At 64.5% G+C, this 16,617-nt stretch carries 21 protein-coding genes; 11 read left to right on the plus strand and 10 right to left on the minus strand.

All coding sequences use genetic code 11. The features are described 5' to 3' along the window. Positions 1 to 186: 186 nt before the first annotated feature. On the plus strand, positions 187 to 639 hold the full coding sequence (locus ACFSX5_RS07915; RefSeq protein ID WP_386832730.1) for a tellurite resistance TerB family protein: 453 nt from the start codon (positions 187 to 189) through the stop codon (positions 637 to 639). On the opposite strand, the gene ACFSX5_RS07920 is transcribed toward ACFSX5_RS07915, so the two are convergent. After that, positions 636 to 1,412: a DUF2243 domain-containing protein gene (locus ACFSX5_RS07920; protein WP_386832731.1), complete on the minus strand. Its 777-nt coding sequence runs from the start codon at positions 1,410 to 1,412 to the stop codon at positions 636 to 638. The genes ACFSX5_RS07915 and ACFSX5_RS07920 overlap by 4 nt on opposite strands. A 60-nt stretch (positions 1,413 to 1,472) precedes the next feature. Continuing rightward, entirely contained in the window at positions 1,473 to 2,030 is a 558-nt protein-coding gene (locus ACFSX5_RS07925; protein WP_386832732.1) for a hypothetical protein, read from the minus strand. A 115-nt stretch (positions 2,031 to 2,145) separates the two neighbouring features. On the opposite strand from ACFSX5_RS07925, the gene ppa reads away from it, so the two are divergent. Both ppa and ACFSX5_RS07935 read left to right on the plus strand, forming a co-directional pair. Further along, positions 2,146 to 2,679 carry an inorganic diphosphatase gene (gene ppa, locus ACFSX5_RS07930; protein ID WP_386832733.1) on the plus strand — a complete coding sequence of 178 codons (534 nt, stop codon included), beginning with the start codon at positions 2,146 to 2,148 and terminating at the stop codon, positions 2,677 to 2,679. A 2-nt stretch (positions 2,680 to 2,681) separates the two neighbouring features. Next, positions 2,682 to 3,317 (plus strand): chloramphenicol phosphotransferase CPT family protein, encoded by a 636-nt coding sequence (locus ACFSX5_RS07935; RefSeq protein ID WP_386832734.1) that lies wholly within the window; start codon positions 2,682 to 2,684, stop codon positions 3,315 to 3,317. Here ACFSX5_RS07935 and ACFSX5_RS07940 read toward each other — a convergent pair. Then, positions 3,280 to 3,798 carry a cytochrome b gene (locus ACFSX5_RS07940; protein ID WP_386832735.1) on the minus strand — a complete coding sequence of 173 codons (519 nt, stop codon included), beginning with the start codon at positions 3,796 to 3,798 and terminating at the stop codon, positions 3,280 to 3,282. The genes ACFSX5_RS07935 and ACFSX5_RS07940 overlap by 38 nt on opposite strands. Positions 3,799 to 3,875: 77 nt before the next feature. Between ACFSX5_RS07940 and ACFSX5_RS07945 the strand changes: the two genes are divergently transcribed. Both ACFSX5_RS07945 and ACFSX5_RS07950 read left to right on the plus strand, forming a co-directional pair. Further along, positions 3,876 to 4,334, plus strand: coding sequence for a MarR family winged helix-turn-helix transcriptional regulator (locus ACFSX5_RS07945; protein WP_386832736.1), 459 nt, complete (start codon positions 3,876 to 3,878; stop codon positions 4,332 to 4,334). A gap of 57 nt (positions 4,335 to 4,391) precedes the next feature. Then, positions 4,392 to 5,753, plus strand: a complete 1,362-nt coding sequence (locus ACFSX5_RS07950; protein WP_386832737.1) for a serine hydrolase — start codon at positions 4,392 to 4,394, stop codon at positions 5,751 to 5,753. A 122-nt stretch (positions 5,754 to 5,875) separates the two neighbouring features. Here ACFSX5_RS07950 and ACFSX5_RS07955 read toward each other — a convergent pair whose 3' ends face one another. Next, the gene (locus ACFSX5_RS07955; protein WP_386832738.1) at positions 5,876 to 6,250 is read right to left on the minus strand and encodes a VOC family protein; all 375 of its coding nucleotides are present in this window, start codon (positions 6,248 to 6,250) and stop codon (positions 5,876 to 5,878) included. 253 nt (positions 6,251 to 6,503) lie between these two features. On the opposite strand from ACFSX5_RS07955, the gene ACFSX5_RS07960 reads away from it, so the two are divergent. From ACFSX5_RS07960 to ACFSX5_RS07975, 4 genes are all read left to right on the plus strand, one after another. Continuing rightward, positions 6,504 to 8,657, plus strand: a complete 2,154-nt coding sequence (locus tag ACFSX5_RS07960) for a sodium-translocating pyrophosphatase (RefSeq protein WP_386832739.1) — start codon at positions 6,504 to 6,506, stop codon at positions 8,655 to 8,657. Between the two features lie 260 nt (positions 8,658 to 8,917). After that, entirely contained in the window at positions 8,918 to 9,373 is a 456-nt protein-coding gene (locus tag ACFSX5_RS07965) for a hypothetical protein (RefSeq protein ID WP_386832740.1), read from the plus strand. Between the two features lie 233 nt (positions 9,374 to 9,606). Beyond that, the gene (locus tag ACFSX5_RS07970; protein ID WP_386832741.1) at positions 9,607 to 10,281 is read left to right on the plus strand and encodes a hypothetical protein; all 675 of its coding nucleotides are present in this window, start codon (positions 9,607 to 9,609) and stop codon (positions 10,279 to 10,281) included. 83 nt (positions 10,282 to 10,364) lie between these two features. Beyond that, complete coding sequence (locus tag ACFSX5_RS07975) at positions 10,365 to 10,919, plus strand: dihydrofolate reductase family protein (protein WP_386832742.1); 555 nt, start codon at positions 10,365 to 10,367, stop codon at positions 10,917 to 10,919. 101 nt (positions 10,920 to 11,020) lie between these two features. Here the strand turns inward: ACFSX5_RS07975 and ACFSX5_RS07980 are convergent, their stop codons facing one another. From ACFSX5_RS07980 to ACFSX5_RS07995, 4 genes are all read right to left on the minus strand, one after another. Beyond that, on the minus strand, positions 11,021 to 11,350 hold the full coding sequence (locus tag ACFSX5_RS07980) for an ArsR/SmtB family transcription factor (protein ID WP_386832743.1): 330 nt from the start codon (positions 11,348 to 11,350) through the stop codon (positions 11,021 to 11,023). Continuing rightward, positions 11,350 to 11,994, minus strand: coding sequence for an SRPBCC family protein (locus ACFSX5_RS07985; RefSeq protein WP_386832744.1), 645 nt, complete (start codon positions 11,992 to 11,994; stop codon positions 11,350 to 11,352). The genes ACFSX5_RS07980 and ACFSX5_RS07985 overlap by 1 nt, the downstream gene beginning before the upstream one ends. Positions 11,995 to 12,346: 352 nt before the next feature. Continuing rightward, entirely contained in the window at positions 12,347 to 12,967 is a 621-nt protein-coding gene (locus ACFSX5_RS07990; RefSeq protein ID WP_386832745.1) for a septation protein A, read from the minus strand. An 84-nt stretch (positions 12,968 to 13,051) separates the two neighbouring features. Next, a complete protein-coding gene (locus tag ACFSX5_RS07995) occupies positions 13,052 to 13,258 on the minus strand; it encodes a DUF1737 domain-containing protein (RefSeq protein ID WP_386832746.1) in 207 nt (68 codons plus the stop codon). A gap of 70 nt (positions 13,259 to 13,328) precedes the next feature. On the opposite strand from ACFSX5_RS07995, the gene ACFSX5_RS08000 reads away from it, so the two are divergent. Both ACFSX5_RS08000 and ACFSX5_RS08005 read left to right on the plus strand, forming a co-directional pair. Then, the gene (locus tag ACFSX5_RS08000; protein WP_386832747.1) at positions 13,329 to 13,967 is read left to right on the plus strand and encodes a carbonic anhydrase; all 639 of its coding nucleotides are present in this window, start codon (positions 13,329 to 13,331) and stop codon (positions 13,965 to 13,967) included. Between the two features lie 406 nt (positions 13,968 to 14,373). After that, entirely contained in the window at positions 14,374 to 14,622 is a 249-nt protein-coding gene (locus tag ACFSX5_RS08005) for a hypothetical protein (protein WP_386832748.1), read from the plus strand. A 66-nt stretch (positions 14,623 to 14,688) separates the two neighbouring features. Here the strand turns inward: ACFSX5_RS08005 and ACFSX5_RS08010 are convergent, their stop codons facing one another. Both ACFSX5_RS08010 and ACFSX5_RS08015 read right to left on the minus strand, forming a co-directional pair. Then, on the minus strand, positions 14,689 to 15,570 hold the full coding sequence (locus tag ACFSX5_RS08010) for an EamA family transporter (RefSeq protein WP_386832749.1): 882 nt from the start codon (positions 15,568 to 15,570) through the stop codon (positions 14,689 to 14,691). Continuing rightward, entirely contained in the window at positions 15,570 to 16,448 is an 879-nt protein-coding gene (locus tag ACFSX5_RS08015; protein WP_386832750.1) for an EamA family transporter, read from the minus strand. Before ACFSX5_RS08015 ends, ACFSX5_RS08010 begins: the two co-directional genes overlap by 1 nt. Positions 16,449 to 16,617: the final 169 nt, after the last annotated feature.

Consider the following 16,617-nt stretch of genomic DNA (forward strand, 5'->3'; position numbering starts at 1 on the left):
CCCTTTTGCGTTCCGCCCTGCCAGCCGGTGTGGCGACATCGCATCAGCACCGCTCAAACCCGCGTGAAACAAAGGCTTTGCCCATTGAGCTAATCGGCTGGATCGCTAACTCTCACCGGGCCGGCAATGCTGGACCGGCTCACGCATCACCGCCCGCCTGTTTCCCCCGAAGAAAGGCCCACCGCCATGTTCGAGGCCATCTCCCGTCTGTTCGGCAAGCCCGAGGCGGCGGTCGACCTCCATGACCCCAAGCTCGCCGTGGCGGCGCTGCTGGTGCATCTGGCCGCCGTCGACGGCACCATGACCGATGCCGAGCGCGAGACCATCAAGGGCGCGCTGATGGACCATTACGGTCTCGACGAATCGGCGGTGGAGAAGCTGGTGCGCGAAGCGGCGCGGCGCGATGCCGAGGCAGTCGATTTCTACCGCTTCACTTCCGGCATTACCCGCCTCGAGATGGAAGACCGCATCGAGATCATCCGCATGATGTGGACGGTAGTTTTTGCGGATCGCAAGAACCACGAGCTCGAGGACAACATGGTCTGGCGCATCGCCGAACTGATCGGCGTCTCCAGCCGCGACCGCACCGTGCTGCGCAACCAGATCCGCGGCGAAAAGACCGAGGACCCGGCCCTCTAGGCCCGCAGCCAGTCGAAGCACCCGAGCGGCAGGATGGAGTTGCTGACCAGCAGCGCTCCCTGCCCGTAAAGCGCCGTCGCGTCGGCACCCTCCGGCAGTTCGATGGCCCAGAGCTGCTGCGCCGCATCGACCCAGACCAACCCGCCTCCGACCGACTGCACCGCTGCCAGCGCTTCGGCCGGGGCCACACCCGGCCGGAACAGCACCATCACCGGTCCGTCGCCCGGTGCCGGCAGTGCCGCCAGAGGCGCGGCCACCACAACCGCAAGCACCAGCGACAACGGGGAACTCGCAACTTGCGGTCCCCTGCCGCCGCCCCGCCGCAGCAACCAGCCGACCACCAGCGGCACGATGCCGAACACGGCAAACCACAACAGGTCCCAGAACAGGGGATTATCGACATCCATGCGGATGCGATGAATGCCGAGCACCCAATGCGACAGCACGCCATCTACGATGTGCCACAAGCCGAACCCGATCAGCGCCGCCGCCAGCAATCGCCGGTCGGCGCCGGGTGCCGCGAAGTCGCTCCGCACCCGCCACAACAGCCACAGCCCTATGGCCGTCACCACGTACATCAGCACGTGGAACAGCCCGTCGGTGAGGATCAGCACGCCAATATCCTGCCGCGCCTGCTCGACGCCGCTCAGCAGATGATGCCACTGCAGCACCTGATGCAGCAGGATGCCGTCGAAGAACCCGCCGAGCCCGAAGCCCAGGAGATATCCGGGCCAGTCGACCCGCGTTGAGGCCCGTTCCGTTGCTTCCGCCATGCCCGCCTCCGCTTTGCGGAGGCAACACGCGTGAAACCGTGATCGTTCCGGACCGCAGCCTCAGTAGGCTTCGAAGTCTCCGATCACCTCGGGCGTGTCATTGGCGCAGTCGAAGTCGCCGGCCTGCTCGGCCGCCTCGCGCGCCAGTTCGTTGGCACCCTCATTGGCGAGCGCATCGACATAGGCGATGTGGCAGGAATTGCCCTCCGCGATCTGCGACACCACCAGCACCTGGCCCTTGTCTTCGCCGGTTTCCGGGTCGGCGGTGTGGTAGCGCACGATGGTCGCAACCGGCAGCCAGCGGCCGCTCCCGTTCGAAAGGCGCCATTCGAGCTTTTCGCCCAGCCGGTTGAAGGGCGGCAGGGTCTGGGTACCGTGCTGGCTGTTCGCCTCGGCCTCGAAGCCATAGGCGAGCGAGAAGCGGAGGTCGCCCTCGCGCACCAGCAGCGGAAAACCCTTGTAGCCCGGGCAAGCCCAGCTGGCGCCGAAATCATCGGCCTCGAGCACCAGGCACTGGGTGAGATCGAGGTCGGTATAGGCGCTGGTGAACCCCGACTGCGCCTCGGCAGGCGGGCTCATTGCCAGGGTGGCGGCAACAACAACAAGGGCGAAACGCACGGGTGTCCTCCGATCCTGCATGGGCGACCAAGCGCCGATATGGCTTGCTTTTGAATGCCCTTGTGGGCAGAAGCGGGGCCACTCCTCCCCTTCGATGAACGAAGCTGAACGACCCATGAACATTGACGCCATCCCGACCGGCAAGAACCCGCCCGACGACCTCAACGTCATTATCGAAGTCCCTCTGGGTGGTGAACCGATCAAGTACGAGATCGACAAGGCCTCCGGCGCCCTGTTCGTCGACCGCTTCCTCTACACCCCGATGCGCTATCCCGGGAACTACGGCTTCGTTCCGCACACCCTATGCGGCGACGGCGATCCGCTCGACGTCATCGTCATGAACTCCCGTCCGCTGGTGCCCGGCGCCGTGGTGCGGGCCCGGCCCGTGGGCGTGTTGTTCATGGAAGACGACGGCGGCCAGGACGAGAAGATCATTGCCGTGCCGGTGTCCAAGCTGACCCGCATGTACGACAACATCCTCGACATCGAGGACTTCCCCAAGATCCAGCTCGAGCGCATCGAGCACTTCTTCGTCCACTACAAGGACCTCGAGCCGGGCAAGTGGGCCAAGATCGACCGGATCGGCAACCTCGCCGATGCCCAGAAGGTGATCCTCGACTCGATCGAGCGCCACAAGGCGCAAGGCTGACCGTGACCGGCCGGATCGTGGTGCTCAACGGGGCGCCACGCTCCGGCAAATCCTCCATTGCCGCCGCAGTGCAGGCGGGCGTTCCGGGCCGCTGGATCAACCTCGGCGTCGACGCGCAGAACCGCACCCTGCCACCGGACCTGCTGCCAGGCATCGGCCTCCGCCCGGGCGGCGAGCGGCCCGAGCTCGAACCGGCGGTGGTGGCGCTCTATGCCGCCCTTTATGACAGCATCGCCGCCCATGCCCGCGCCGGTTTCGACGTGGTCGCCGACCTCGGCCACCACGATTTCTATTCGCGCCCGCTCGGTATTCTGGAGGCATCGGCCCGTCGCATGAGCAGCTTTTCGGTGCTGTTCGTCGGCGTCCGCTGCCCGCTCAAGGAGATCATGCGGCGGCGCAATGCCGATCCCCAGGGCGGGTTCTACGCCCATGGTCCGGGCGTGCCCGAACCGGTCCGCCGCTGGCAGGAGGCGGTGCACCAGCCCGGCCTCTACGACCTCGAGGTCGACACCAGCCTGCAGTCGCCCGAAGAGTGCGCGGCGGCCATTGCTGCCGCGCTGGCCAACCCGCCGCAGCCCTCGGCCTTCGAGCGCCTGGCGCTCAGCTCATCCGCGCCAGCAGCCGATCGCGGCGAATGAACTGGTGCCACAGCGCCGCAGCAATGTGACCGACGGCGAGGATCAGCAGCACCCGGCTGACGGTCGCATGGGCGAAAAAGGGCGGCACCGCTTCAAAGTCCGGCAATTGTCCGCCACCGAAGATCGCCGGGGCGGCACCGGTGAGCGCCACCGTCGCAATGCCGGACGCTATCGTCACCACCAGCGTCAGATACAACCCGAGATGGACGATGCGGGCGCTCCACACCTGCACAGGGCTCAGCCCCGCCGGCGCCTCCGGCTGACGATCGATCGCCAGCCACCAGACGATGCGGAGGATGGTCAGCAGCGCCAGCGTCGCCCCCACCAGCACATGCACCACGAGTATCCCTCCCGGATCAGCGTCGCCGAGGCTGTCCATGGTCAGCCCGGTGGCCAGCATGATGACCACGGCCAGCGCCGAGAGCCAGTGAATCACGACCGGCATCCGGCCATAGCGTTGCGGCGAACTCTTCAGTGACATTCCCGACATCTCCCGTGACACCAGCCCGTCCGAGACATATGATTAGCATACTATACATATACTGAGCATACTAAGCAATGGTTCTCGATCGCCACCAGTCCGCCGGCTACCTGACCAATTGGTGCGCCCGGCTGTTCGCGCGCGAGCTGGACCGGCAGCTGGCGCCGCACGGACTGATGCCCGCCTATATGCCGGTGCTGTTCGCATTGGCGGATGAGGGGGCCATGACGCCCAAGCGTCTGTCTGAACGGGCGGCAGTGGAACAGCCGACCATGACTGCCACGCTCAACCGCATGGTGCGTGACGGGCTGATCGCCCGCGAGCCGCACCCCGAGGATCGCCGCAGCACCCTCATTGCCCTCACGGACAGCGGCCGCGCCAAACTGCCGGTGGTGGAACAGATCACCCGTGCCACCAACGAGATCGCCCTCGAACAGCTCGAGCCAGCCGAACGGCAACAGCTTCTCCGGCTCCTGCGCCAGGTCATCGGCGTGCTCGAAGTGCAGTCCGGCCGCCCCCGCAGCGTCCCCGACTAGCGCCACATCCTCGTCTCAATGCCGATGAATTCTTCCGCCTCCTGAGGAGGATGGACCATGCGACACTGGACGGGACTGCTCGCCGCCACGCTGATGCTGACCGCACCGGTTGCGGCAGAGGAGGTGGACGTGGACCAGATCCTCACCGACCGCATCACCCGCGATCTGGCCAATATCGGCATTGCCGTCGCCGTGATTGAAGATGGCGACACCCGCTTCCACAGCGCCGGCACGCTCGCCGTGGACAGCGACCAGCCGGTGGACGAGCACACCGTGTTCGAGGCCGGCTCGATCGGCAAGCTCTTCACCAACATTCTTGTCGCCCAGGAGGTGCTGGCCGGCACTCTTGAGCTCGACGCCCCAGTGATCGACTACCTGCCCGACGGCACCACGATCGCCGGGGGCGAGGGCGACACCATCACCGTATTCGACCTTGCCACCCACCATTCCGGCCTCACCGGCCTGCCCCCGAAGGTGACGGAGCGGGGTATCGACAACCCCTATGCCGGGTCGACCGCCGAAGAGCTGGTGGCCTGGCTCGCCGAAACCGAGCTCAACCGGCCGGTGGGCGAGAGCTTCGAATATTCCAATGCCGGCCTGGCTCTCCTCGGCCAGGTGCTCGAACAGGTCACCGGCACGCCCTATGCCGAACTGGTCGAGACCCGCATCTTCGAAGTCCTCGGCATGGATGAGTCCAGCATCGGCGCCGACCCGGCCCAGGCCGAGCGGCTGGCCACCGGCCACGACGCCGCCCGCGAGCCGGTGGGCAATTGGGAGATGGATGCCTTCAACCCCGCAGGAGGCCTGCGCTCCACCGCGGCCGATCTCGCCAAGTTCGCCGCCGCCGCCTCGGGCGCCACGGAAACGCCGCTGGCGGAAGCCTTTGCGCTGATGTTCGAGCAAACCCGCCCCACCGGTGACGCCGGGGAAACCATCGGCCTCGGCTGGTTCGTCACCCCCGATGACAAGATCGCCTGGCACAACGGCATCACCGCCGGCTATCGCAGCTTCCTCGGCTTCCGCCGCGACACCGGCAAGGCGGTGGTGGTGCTCTCCAACATGGTGACCGAAGCCGGCATCGAGGATATCGGCCTCCACATCCTCGATCCTGAAGTGCCGCTGCGCGAGCAGCCGAAGCCGCGCGAGATGGTCGAGATCGACCCCGCCATCCTTGATGCGTATATCGGCGAGTACCTGCTCGCCCCCGGCATCGTCATCACCGTCACCGCCGAAGATGGCCGCCTGTTTGCCCAGCTCACCGGCCAGCAGCGCTTCGAGATCTTCCCCGAAAGCGAACGCCGCTTCTTTTTCCGCATCGTTGAGGCGCAGATCACGTTCGGCGAGCCGGAGGAGGGCCGCTCTCCTGCCCTGGTGCTGCACCAGAACGGCATGAACCAGACCGCGGTGCGGGTGAAGTAGGAGACTCGGTGCTCCCACACACACCACGTCATTCCCGCGCAGGCGGGAATCCATTCTCCCGCCGCACTCCCGGAAAGAGTGGATCCCCGCCTGCGCGGGGATGACGTTGCGGAGGGACCGCCCTAGCCCGCAAACCCCTGTGGCGGCTCCGCCAGCGCGATCTCGTTCCCCTCCGGGTCCCGCAACTTCGCCACCCGGCCGAAATCGCCCTCCGCCTCCATGACAAAGCCGATGCCCTCGGCCGCCAGCCGTTCGCGCTCGGTCGCCAGCACCGGCACCACGATGGTGGCGAGCGATTTTCCGGCGCGTTCGGCGTCGTCCCACACCTGCAGGCCCGCTTGGCCCATATTGCGCCATTGCGCCAGGTTCGGCATCGGCCGGTCGTCCGGCGCGCGGCCCATGAGTTTGGAATACCAGACGACACCTGCCGCGAAGTCGGCGACGGCGATGCCGGCATAAATGCCCACGACGGCAATGGGCTTGTTGTCGACGGTCATGGTTCTGCTCCCTGTTTGCTTCGAACCAGTGTCGCGCCAACTCCGCCCATTTCGACAGCGTCGCCGCTGATTTCTTGCCCGGGCGCCCGGCCCGCGACAAAACAGCGCAATTTCCATTGCTTAACCACTCAAACCACGTAATCTCGACCCTCGGAGGGGGCTCGAGGAGGGCAGGCTCCGGTGCCGCAGGGGGAGAGTCGGTGCTGGGCATGTGCGGGTTCCCGTCAGGCACAAGAACCCGAGGACTAACAGAATGACTTTGGCACTCTGGCTGATCGTCGCGTGCGGCGCTCTGTCCATCGTCTACGGCGTGGTCACCACGCAGGGCCTGCTGGCCGCCGATGCCGGCACCGCCCGCATGCAGGAAATCTCGGCTGCCGTGCGCGAAGGCGCCTCGGCCTATCTCAAGCGCCAGTACACCACCATCGCCATTGTCGGCGTGGTGATCCTGATCGCTGCCTTCTTTCTCCTCGGCATCTATGCCGCCCTCGGCTTCCTGATCGGTGCCGTCCTGTCGGGCGCTGCCGGCTTCATCGGCATGAACCTGTCCGTCCGCGCCAATGTCCGAGTCGCCCAGGCGGCGGTGGGCTCGCTCGGCAAGGGGCTCGACCTCGCCTTCAAGTCCGGCGCCGTCACCGGCATGCTGGTCGCGGGTCTGGGCCTGCTCGGCGTCACCCTGCTGTTCATCATTCTCACCCAGGTCCTCGGCTTCGAGCCGACCAGCCGCACCGTCATCGATTCGCTGGTGGCGCTCGGCTTCGGTGCTTCGCTGATCTCGATCTTCGCCCGTCTCGGCGGCGGCATCTTCACCAAGGGTGCCGACGTCGGCGGCGACATGGTCGGCAAGGTCGAAGCCGGCATTCCCGAGGACGATCCGCGCAACCCCGCCACCATCGCCGACAATGTCGGTGACAATGTCGGCGATTGCGCCGGCATGGCCGCCGACCTGTTCGAAACCTATGTGGTGACCATCGTTGCCACCATGGTGCTGGCGGCCATCATCCTGCCCGACGCCTTCAAGCTGGTCGGCATGGTGCTGCCGCTCGCCATCGGCGGCGCTTGCGTCGTCACCTCGATCATCGGCACCTATTTCGTCAAGCTCGGCGCCGACAACAACATCATGGGCGCGCTCTACAAGGGCGTCATCGCCTCGGGCGTGCTCTCGCTCGTGGCGCTCTTGCCGGTGCTGTGGCTGATGTTCGGCGACATGAACGTCGCCATCGAAGCCAGCGACCGGGCCGGCAACGCCTTCACCCCGTGGTCGCTGTTTTGGTGTGGCGTGGTGGGCCTCGTCATCACCGGGCTGATCATCGTCATCACCGAATACTATACCGGCACCAACCGGCGCCCGGTGAACTCCATCGCCGAGGCCTCGGTCACCGGCCACGGCACCAACGTCATCCAGGGCCTTGCCGTCTCGCTCGAGTCGACCGCCCTGCCGGCGCTGGTGATCATTGCCGGCATCATCGTCACCTACTCGCTGGCGGGCCTGTTCGGCATCGCCGTGGCGGTCGCCACCATGCTGGCACTGGCCGGCATCATCGTCGCGCTCGACGCCTTCGGCCCCGTCACCGACAATGCCGGCGGCATTGCCGAAATGGCCGGGCTCGACGAATCCGTCCGCCACAACACCGATGCGCTCGACGCCGTCGGCAACACCACCAAGGCCGTGACCAAGGGCTATGCCATCGGCTCGGCCGGCCTCGGCGCCCTGGTGCTGTTCGCCGCCTATACGCAGGACCTGATCTACTTCGCCGGACTGCCGGACGCCCCGGAGATCTTTGCCGGCATGGGCAACCTCACCTTCTCGCTGGCCGATCCCTACGTGGTCGTCGGTCTGCTCTTCGGTGGCCTGTTGCCGTTCCTGTTCGGCGGCATGTCCATGACTGCCGTGGGCCGCGCCGCCCAGGCCGTGGTGGTGGAAGTGCGCCGCCAGTTCAAGGCCGATGCCGGCATCATGGCCGGCACCAGCAAGCCCGACTATGCCCGCGCCGTCGACATGCTGACCCGCGCCGCCATCCGCGAGATGATCATCCCCTCGCTCTTGCCGGTGCTGTCACCCATCGTCGTCTTCTTCGTGATCTACTGGATCGCGGGCCCCGCCGCCGGCTTCTCCGCCCTCGGCGCCATGCTGATGGGCGTGATCGTCACCGGGCTCTTCGTCGCCATCTCCATGACCGCCGGCGGCGGCGCCTGGGACAACGCCAAGAAGAGCTTTGAGGACGGATTCACCGACAGCCACGGCGTCAAGCACCTCAAGGGCTCGGACGCCCACAAGGCCTCCGTCACCGGCGACACCGTCGGCGACCCCTACAAGGACACCGCCGGCCCGGCGGTGAACCCGATGATCAAGATCACCAACATCGTGGCCCTGCTGTTGTTGGCGGTGCTGGCGCATCTGGGGTGACTGCAGGCACGGAAGGGCCGCGTACAGCGGCCCTTCATCGCAGAGGACGAGATGGCAAAGAAGAACTCAAAGTCGGTCCTTGATGACTCGACAGTAGACAAGCTCTCCGGACTTATCGAGGAATCTACACGTTCGTCTAAGGAGGGCGCCAGATTTTCGTGGAGCCAGCTAGCAATACTCTTAGTAGAGCACGCTCAAAACGGCATCACATCATCTTTGGTCGACGCGGTTCTGGAAAATCCAGCCTGCTACATAAGGTCTTGACTGATGCTCAGGCTGACCGCAGCCCAATTGTATACATCGATATGGAGTCGTTCAAAGGCCACAGCTACCCCGACGTGCTTGTTAGCGTCCTGCTCTCCACGTTCAACGAGTTTGGAAAGTGGATTGATGGCGTAGCGGTTGAGCCGGGCTCCAAACAAAGCTTCTGGAAAAAACTCATCGGTAGCCTGCCCAATCGTGGCCCTATCAAAGATGGGAGATTGGCCGGCGTTAAGGAGCGGCTGGTCAAGACGGTCAGAGAACTCGACGCACTGCTTCATTCTCCCGATGAAAGCGACAGGAAAGAGAGCCGTACAGCTTCAAAAGGGAAGCTGACCAACACAAAGGGTGGGGGGAAGGTCTCTGTGCCCAATCTCGAACTAGATTTCAATGAATCTGCCGAACGTCGATACGAGCAAACCGGTGCGACAGAAGATACCTACAAGCGAAAATAGCTGCCCTGCATCGGAATATACTGATTTACCGAGAGCTCTTAAGCGACATTTCGTCCATAGGCAGCTCCGTCGGTTACGTTCTTCGTGACGACCTCTATCATATCCGCGGCGACGACCAAGTCGACGTTGTAGACTACTTTCATAGAATCCTCAAGGGCACTGGCATTTGGCTCAAAATCGGTACAATCAGACACCGCACCAACTATTATTTGCCTGGCGATCCACCTAAAGGAATGAAAATAGGGGACGATTGCGAGGAGATAGACCTCGATGTCACTCTCGAAAAATATCAACTCACCAAGACGTTCCTGTTTAAGGTCCTAACGCAGTTCGCTGAGGAGTGCGGGGTTAAGCTCAGTAACATTCTGACAGATGGAGCTAGAGACAGACTAGTTATTGGTAGTGGTGGCGTGGCTCGTGATTTCCTTTCCATCTTTAGGAGGTCAATTGAAATCTCTAAGGAAAGAATATCGTCTGGAGATTTGGCCCGGGGTGGTAAGGTTGGAGCAGAAGATGTCAACAAAGCGGCCGGTGAAAACGACAATTACAAACAGAGCGAATTTAACCGAGACACCGATGCAGATGAGGCCGGAGGACTAAGGGATTTCTTCGCGGAAATTACGGACTTTTGCGTCGAGCAGAATCATACAAACTGCTTTCTAGTGCTTAAGGACGCTCGAGACGAACGCATGAAGATGATTGCGGAACTAGTTGACCTCAAATTGCTACACCACTGCGATGCACGGGTAACTGTTCGATCCAGAGTTGGAAAGATTTACGAAGCTTATATGCTCGACATCGCGCAGTATACTGGTGAACGTGCGAGACGCAATCTTGAAATGATTGAGTTTTGGGCTCCAAACGGCGCTAGACAGCTACGGAAGTCCAGTATTATTTTCGTGGAGTAGCTACGTCGAAATCTCCCCACCCCACTCGTCGCGAGTGCAATCGGCAGCTTCTTCGGCTGCCACAACACCAGCGGGGAACCATCATGCGCAAAGTCACAGCCGGCCTGTTCTATTCCGTCGATGGCGTCGCCGAGTCGCCCGACCAGTTCCAGTTCGACAGTTTCGACAACGAGCTCGGGGCGCTGCTCGGCGAGACCATGGCGACGGTGGATACCGTGCTCATGGGCCGGGTCGGCTGGTCGGAATGGGCGCAGTGGTGGCCCAATGCCACCGCGGACAACGACTTCGCCGACTTCATCAACGCCGTGCCCAAGCACGTCGCCTCGACGACGCTCGAGCCGGCCGACCTCACCTGGAGCAATTCGCACCTGATCGAGGGCGACCTCCTCGACTTCGTCCGCCAGCTCAAGGCGACCGAGGGCGGCACCATTGCCGTCATGGGCGGCATGTCGCTGGTCCGCCAGCTGCTGGTTGCCGGGCTGATGGACGAACTCTGCCTCATCATGCACCCGGTGATCAGCGGCAAGGGCCGGCACCTCTTCACCCCCGACACCCCCACCACCCGCCTCGAGCTCCAGCGCTCCGAGATCACCAGCAAGGGCAATGTGGTCGTGTGGTACGGGCGGAAGGCGCAGTAGGATTCGGCGTCATCCCCGCGCAGGCGGGGATCCACTCTTGCTGAACGTCGACGGAAGAATGGATTCGCGCCTGCGCGGGAATGACGTGGCGGAAGGATGCCCTACTCCCCCCGCCGCTTCTTGCCCCGCGCCACTTCGGTCGCCAGCGCCTCCAGCTTGTGGGTCCAGAAGCCGCGGAAATGGTCGAGCCAGTCGTCGACGTCGCGTAGCGGACCGGGGTCGAGCGTGTAGATCCGGCGCTGCGCCTGCGGCCGCACCGTGGCAAAGCCGCTGTCGCGCAGCACTTTCAGGTGCTGCGACACCGCCGCCTGCGAGATGCCGAATTCCGCTCCGATTACCGCCACCACCTCGCCCGAGCTCATTTCTCCCTCGGCGAGCAGTTCGAGGATGCGGCGGCGGACGGGGTCGCCCAGAACGTCGAAGGCGTGCATCAGGCGGACGGCGGGGGTTCGCCGCAGTAAAAAGCCCGGGTGGCCTCGGCGGCCTTGCGGGCGTGCTCGGGGTCCTCGCCATCGGCAATCGCCGCCTCGCCCCAGGCGCGGGCACTGAACGCATAACCGTCCCTCGCCTCCTGCGACGTCGCCCACTCCGCCGCCGCTTCCGGCGGCACTTCGATGGAGGGATCCGCCAGGTGCCGCGCGAGGCCCATGATGCCGAGATCCCAGCCGACGCCCACCGCGCCGGGGCCGAACTGATCCCAATGCGGGCTGAGCGGCGCCACGTGCCGGAGTTCGAGGCGCGTGCCCCCCGCCTCCTCGGTCAGCGTCACGAACACCCAGCTCACCGTGCCGCCGAATTCCCAGGTGGCGCCGAGCCGCCGCGGCCGGTCGCATTCGGTGATGGTGCCGCCGGCATTGCCCTCGAACTGGTAGCGCCCGCCCAGCCGGAGTTCGCCCGATACCGGCAGGAACCAGCGCCGCAGCCGATCGGCCGTGGTCAGCGCCTCCCACAGATCGGCCGGGTCGGTGTCATAGCGCCGCGACAGCACCACCGCCTTGGCAGGTTCGCCCTCATGGGTCAGCGACTCCACCCGGCGGTTGACCAGCCCGAGATGGGTGGCGAGATCGAAGGTCATCGATGTTCCTCCTTTGATTTAGCTGATACTTATATAAGCACAGCCTAAATCAAGAGTCGAGAGCGGCACCGACACCAATCCAACCACCAGCTGCCCTCGGACTTGATCCGAGGGCCAGCTGCAGTTCGGCACGTGTGGGGAATGGTCCTCGGGTCAAGCCCGAGGACAGAGATGGGGGTGGTGGGGAGATAAAAACAAGCATTGCGCCCTGCGTCCCCTCTCCCCTGAGGGGAGAGGGCTAGGGTGAGGGGTTCACACTCTCGGCAGAACCACAGCGCTGAACCCCTCACCCGCCGCAAGCGGCGACCTCTCCCCTCAGGGGAGAGGTGAAGACTGTGCGTAGAAAAGCCCCTCAGCTCTCCACCACCACCGGCGGCACATGCGGCGGTTCGCTGGCGGGGGCGTATTTGTTGAGCAGCGAGACCTGGGTCAGCGAGAAGATCACCGTCAGCGGCATCACGCCCCAGACCTTGAACGCCACCCACACGTCGGTGGAAAAATTCCGCCACAGGATCTCGTTGATGATGGCCAGCGCCACGAAGAACAGGCCCCAGTTCAGCGTCAGCTTGCTCCAGCCCTCGGGGCGGAGCTTGTAGACGTCGCCGAACACATATTTCAGCAGCGACTGTCCGAACAGCAGCCCGCCCAAGAGCACCGCCGCGAACAGCGAGTTGGTGATGGTGGGCTTCATCTTGATGAAGGTATCGTCCTGCAGCCACAGCGTCAGCCCGCCGAACAACAGCACCACGACGCCGGTCACCAGCGGCATCACCGCGATCTTGCGCAGGATCGCCCAGGTCAGCGCCAGCGACACCACCATCGCGCCCATGAACCAGGCGGTGGCGACGAAGATATCGGCGCGGGCATTGGCGATGAAGAACACCACCAGCGGTCCGAGTTCGAGCGCCATCTTGATGAGCTGCGGGCGCAACTCGTCCCAGTTGACTTCGGGCTCGGCGGTCTTGTCGCTCATGGCACTCTCGTTTCCGGCAATGTGCGGTCGATCGCCCGCACATGCAAGACCCGCATATCCTTCAAGCGTGGTGAGAATTTGGCTTCAGAAGTCGGACAGCTTCTTGTCGGGGTCATAGGGCTGGTCCTTGGCGACGCGGGTCACCGCCTGCCCGCAACGCATCTTCTTGCTGACCGCGTCATAGGCATAGGTGGGGCTGCCATGGAGCTGCCAACCCTCCGACAGCGCCTTGGTCACCTTGTGGCAGAAGCTGGCATCGTCCTCGCCGGTGAGGAAACGGTAGATGAGCATGCGTGTTACCCCATTGGCCCGATCACGGCCGCAGTTGATCTCGCGTCTAGCTAACGCTAATCGGAAGTCCATGCACAGCTTTCCTGAACATCTCCTCAAGGGCCACGCCAACTTCATGGATGGGCGCTATGCCCGCGAGAAGGACAGGATTCGCGACCTGGCCAGCGCCGGCCAGCATCCGCCGACCATGATCATCGCCTGCTGCGACAGCCGCGCGGCGCCGGAAATGATCTTTGATGCCGGCCCGGGCGAGATGTTCGTCTTGCGCAACGTCGCCAATCTGGTGCCGCCCTACCAGCCCGATGGCGGTCAGCACGGCACCTCGGCCGCCATCGAATTCGCGGTGAAGGCGCTCGAGATCGAGAACATCGTGATCATGGGCCATGGCCGCTGCGGCGGCATCCGCGCCGCGCTCAGCCACACCCACACCCCGCTCGACGATGGCGATTTCATCGGCAAGTGGATGAGCATGCTGGGCGACCTGCCGGCGCAGCTCGGCCAGAACGCCCTGCTGACCGACTCGGAGCGGCAGACGGCGATGGAGCGGATCTCCATCCGCAACTCCATCCGCAATCTGCGCACCTTCCCCTACGTCGCCGCCCTCGAGAAGGAAGGCCGCCTTGCCGTCCACGGCGCCTGGTTCGACATTTCCACGGGCGAACTCTGGGTGATGAACGGCGACGGCGACTTCTACCGCCCCGATCTCTGAGGGGCGCCTCGCCCCTGCCTTTGCCGCTCTTCTTTCCATCGCTGGTGATCATCGGCAGTTCGTCTTGCCACGAGCAGCCGATCACGCGCGCGTGAAAGCGAGTTGTGGGCACGGCATTGCAAGATACTTTCCCGTGAGCACAAATGTCACAATGACTGCTCCACCAGGAGTCTGGTGCGGCATGAATGGGGCGGCGAATACATCCGGCCATTGCACGAGAACATCTTCGGCCACAACTTGCCCCCGTTGCGGCAGGCCCTGCCCAGAATAACCCAGATCATACCCGTTTGCTGGCCATCCTCCGCCGCAAACCGCCAGCATCTTCCCATCCACGGATCGCAGGGAAGCGACCGTCGGAGGCGGGCAGACCCGCCGCCGCCTTTCCCCATCATGGAGCAGACCTCCTATGAAGAAGATCGTACTCACTTCCGTTTTCGCCCTCGGCCTGGCTTCGGCCGCCTATGCGCAAGCCGCTGCCACCGACTTTGCGACGCTCGATGCTGATCTCAGCACCGGCATTTCGCTGGCCGAGGCCCAGACCGCCTGGCCGGACCTCACCCCGGAAGCCTTCGCTGCCGCCGATGCCGATGGCAATGGCGAGCTGTCGGCCGCCGAGTACGACGCCCTGGTGGCCAGCGCCGCTCCGGCGAGCTGATCCAGCGTCCGCTTTCGGCGGACGCTTCATGGAGCCACCCCCGCCCCCGGGGTGGCTCCTGTCGTTTCAGTCGCTGCGCACCGGCACTTCGATCGGTTGCCGCTTGATCAAGGTCACGCCGATCCCGGCGATGATCAGCAGCCCACCCGCAATTTCGAGCGCGGTCACCCGCTCCCCCAGCACCAGATAGCCTGAGGCCAGGCCGGTGATGGGCACCAGCAGCGTGAACGGCGCCACCACCGAAGCCGGATGGCGGCCGAGCAGCCACGCCCAGATGGCGCCACCGAGCAGGGTCGCGGGATAGGCAAGGAAGGCGATCAACGCCGCATCGTCCCAGCCGAAACCCGCGAGCGCGGTCGAGACCGCGGGCCAACCTTCGACCAGGAGCGACAGCGCCAGCAATGGCAGCGGTGCCGCCAGCACCCCCCACACGGTGAAGGCGACGGCGTTCACCCGCCCCGCCTTCTTGGTCAGCACATTGGCGAGGCCCCAGCTGATGGCAGCGAGGATGGTGAGGCCAAGCGGCACCAGCCCGGCACCCTGCGCCCGCTCCAGCGCCATCACCCCGATGCCGGCGAAGGCTATGCCCGCCCCCATGACCTGAAAGCGGCTCGGCCGCTCGCCCAGCACCATGAAGGCGATGGCCATGGTGAAGAAGGCCTGCGTCTGCAACACCACCGAACTCAGGCCCGCCGGCATGCCCCAGGCGATCGAGACGTTGAGGAAGGCGTAGAGCAGGAAGCCGAAGCTCAACCCGAAGCCGACCACGATCCACCACGGCGCCTTGGGCGGCTTGATGAAGAACACCATCGGCACCGCAGCCGCCAGGAACCGCAGCGCCGCCGCAAGCACCGGCGGCAGCGCTTCGACGCTTAGCTTAATGACGACGAAGTTGAAGCCCCAGATGGCAACGACGACCAGGGCGAGAAGAACGTGGCGGAGGGGCATCAGGCAGCCTGAAATCGGGCCCTAAGCCGCGGGCCGAAGATGTTGACGAGCAGGCCGATGAACACCACGACGCTCCCCGCCAGTTCCAGCCCGGAAATGCCCTCGCCCAGCAACAGCGCGGCGCTGATCATGCCGGCCACCGGCACCAGCAGCGAGAACGGGGCGATGGTGCCGGCCGGATGGCGGGCAAGCAGCACGCTCCACAGCCCGAACCCGATCAGCGTCGCCGCATAGCCGTTGAAGGCGATGGAGGCGAGGCCGAGGCCATTGATATGCGTCAGCCCCTGCAGGACGGCATCGGGACCTTCCACCAGCATGGAGAGGGCGAACAGCGGAATGGGCGGCACCAGGCTCGACCACACCACGAAGGCGAACATGTCGATGCGGCCCGCCTTCTTGGTGATGATATTGGCCGCGCCCCAGAAAAACGCCGACAAGAGGCACATCAGCAGCGGCACCAGCACCTGCAGCTCGAGCCGTTCCGTCGCGATCAGGGCGATGCCGGCAAAGGCGATCACCGCGCCCAGGAGCTGGAAGCGGTTGATCCGCTCGCCGAGAAACAGGATGGCCAGCGCGAAGGTGAAGAAGGCCTGCACCTGCATGATCAGCGATGCCAGTCCCGCCGGCATTCCGACACTGATCGCCGTGAACAGCAGGCCGAACTGCCCCACGCCGATGGCAAGGCCATAGCCGATTAGGATCGACAGCGGCACGTGCGGCCGGCGCACGAAAAAGACGGCAGGCAGCGCCGCCGCCACATAGCGCAAGCCGGTCATGAACAGGGGCGGAATGGCCTCGACGCCCCAGCGAATGAAGACGAAGTTGACGCCCCAGACAGTGACGACGACCAGGGCCAGGAGAATATCGCGGAGGGGCATGGTACCGGACGAAATCTCCTGGACCTCATGGCACGAGAGCCTGCCCCCGCGAAAGCGGGGTCGCGGCCACTAGGTGGGAAGCCCCCGCCCACACAAAACCAGAGGCTGGTGTTCATCGCCTCCCTCCCCTTGATGGGGAGGGATCGACGGTGGGGTGGAGCCAGGAACG

Source organism: Devosia albogilva (genome assembly GCF_042685625.1).
Taxonomy (GTDB): Bacteria; Pseudomonadota; Alphaproteobacteria; order Rhizobiales; family Devosiaceae; genus Devosia; species Devosia albogilva.

What these genes read in the sequence shown, in the direction of transcription:
- ACFSX5_RS07915 (WP_386832730.1), top strand. Translation starts at nt 187, where the DNA reads ATGTTCGAGGCCATCTCCCGTCTGTTCGGCAAGCCCGAGGCGGCGGTC.
- ACFSX5_RS07920 (WP_386832731.1), bottom strand. Translation starts at nt 1,412, where the DNA reads ATGGCGGAAGCAACGGAACGGGCCTCAACGCGGGTCGACTGGCCCGGA.
- ppa (WP_386832733.1), top strand. Translation starts at nt 2,146, where the DNA reads ATGAACATTGACGCCATCCCGACCGGCAAGAACCCGCCCGACGACCTC.
- ACFSX5_RS07940 (WP_386832735.1), bottom strand. Translation starts at nt 3,798, where the DNA reads ATGTCACTGAAGAGTTCGCCGCAACGCTATGGCCGGATGCCGGTCGTG.
- ACFSX5_RS07945 (WP_386832736.1), top strand. Translation starts at nt 3,876, where the DNA reads ATGGTTCTCGATCGCCACCAGTCCGCCGGCTACCTGACCAATTGGTGC.
- ACFSX5_RS07950 (WP_386832737.1), top strand. Translation starts at nt 4,392, where the DNA reads ATGCGACACTGGACGGGACTGCTCGCCGCCACGCTGATGCTGACCGCA.
- ACFSX5_RS07955 (WP_386832738.1), bottom strand. Translation starts at nt 6,250, where the DNA reads ATGACCGTCGACAACAAGCCCATTGCCGTCGTGGGCATTTATGCCGGC.
- ACFSX5_RS07960 (WP_386832739.1), top strand. Translation starts at nt 6,504, where the DNA reads ATGACTTTGGCACTCTGGCTGATCGTCGCGTGCGGCGCTCTGTCCATC.
- ACFSX5_RS07970 (WP_386832741.1), top strand. Translation starts at nt 9,607, where the DNA reads ATGAAAATAGGGGACGATTGCGAGGAGATAGACCTCGATGTCACTCTC.
- ACFSX5_RS07975 (WP_386832742.1), top strand. Translation starts at nt 10,365, where the DNA reads ATGCGCAAAGTCACAGCCGGCCTGTTCTATTCCGTCGATGGCGTCGCC.
- ACFSX5_RS07980 (WP_386832743.1), bottom strand. Translation starts at nt 11,350, where the DNA reads ATGCACGCCTTCGACGTTCTGGGCGACCCCGTCCGCCGCCGCATCCTC.
- ACFSX5_RS07985 (WP_386832744.1), bottom strand. Translation starts at nt 11,994, where the DNA reads ATGACCTTCGATCTCGCCACCCATCTCGGGCTGGTCAACCGCCGGGTG.
- ACFSX5_RS07990 (WP_386832745.1), bottom strand. Translation starts at nt 12,967, where the DNA reads ATGAGCGACAAGACCGCCGAGCCCGAAGTCAACTGGGACGAGTTGCGC.
- ACFSX5_RS07995 (WP_386832746.1), bottom strand. Translation starts at nt 13,258, where the DNA reads ATGCTCATCTACCGTTTCCTCACCGGCGAGGACGATGCCAGCTTCTGC.
- ACFSX5_RS08000 (WP_386832747.1), top strand. Translation starts at nt 13,329, where the DNA reads ATGCACAGCTTTCCTGAACATCTCCTCAAGGGCCACGCCAACTTCATG.
- ACFSX5_RS08005 (WP_386832748.1), top strand. Translation starts at nt 14,374, where the DNA reads ATGAAGAAGATCGTACTCACTTCCGTTTTCGCCCTCGGCCTGGCTTCG.
- ACFSX5_RS08010 (WP_386832749.1), bottom strand. Translation starts at nt 15,570, where the DNA reads ATGCCCCTCCGCCACGTTCTTCTCGCCCTGGTCGTCGTTGCCATCTGG.
- ACFSX5_RS08015 (WP_386832750.1), bottom strand. Translation starts at nt 16,448, where the DNA reads ATGCCCCTCCGCGATATTCTCCTGGCCCTGGTCGTCGTCACTGTCTGG.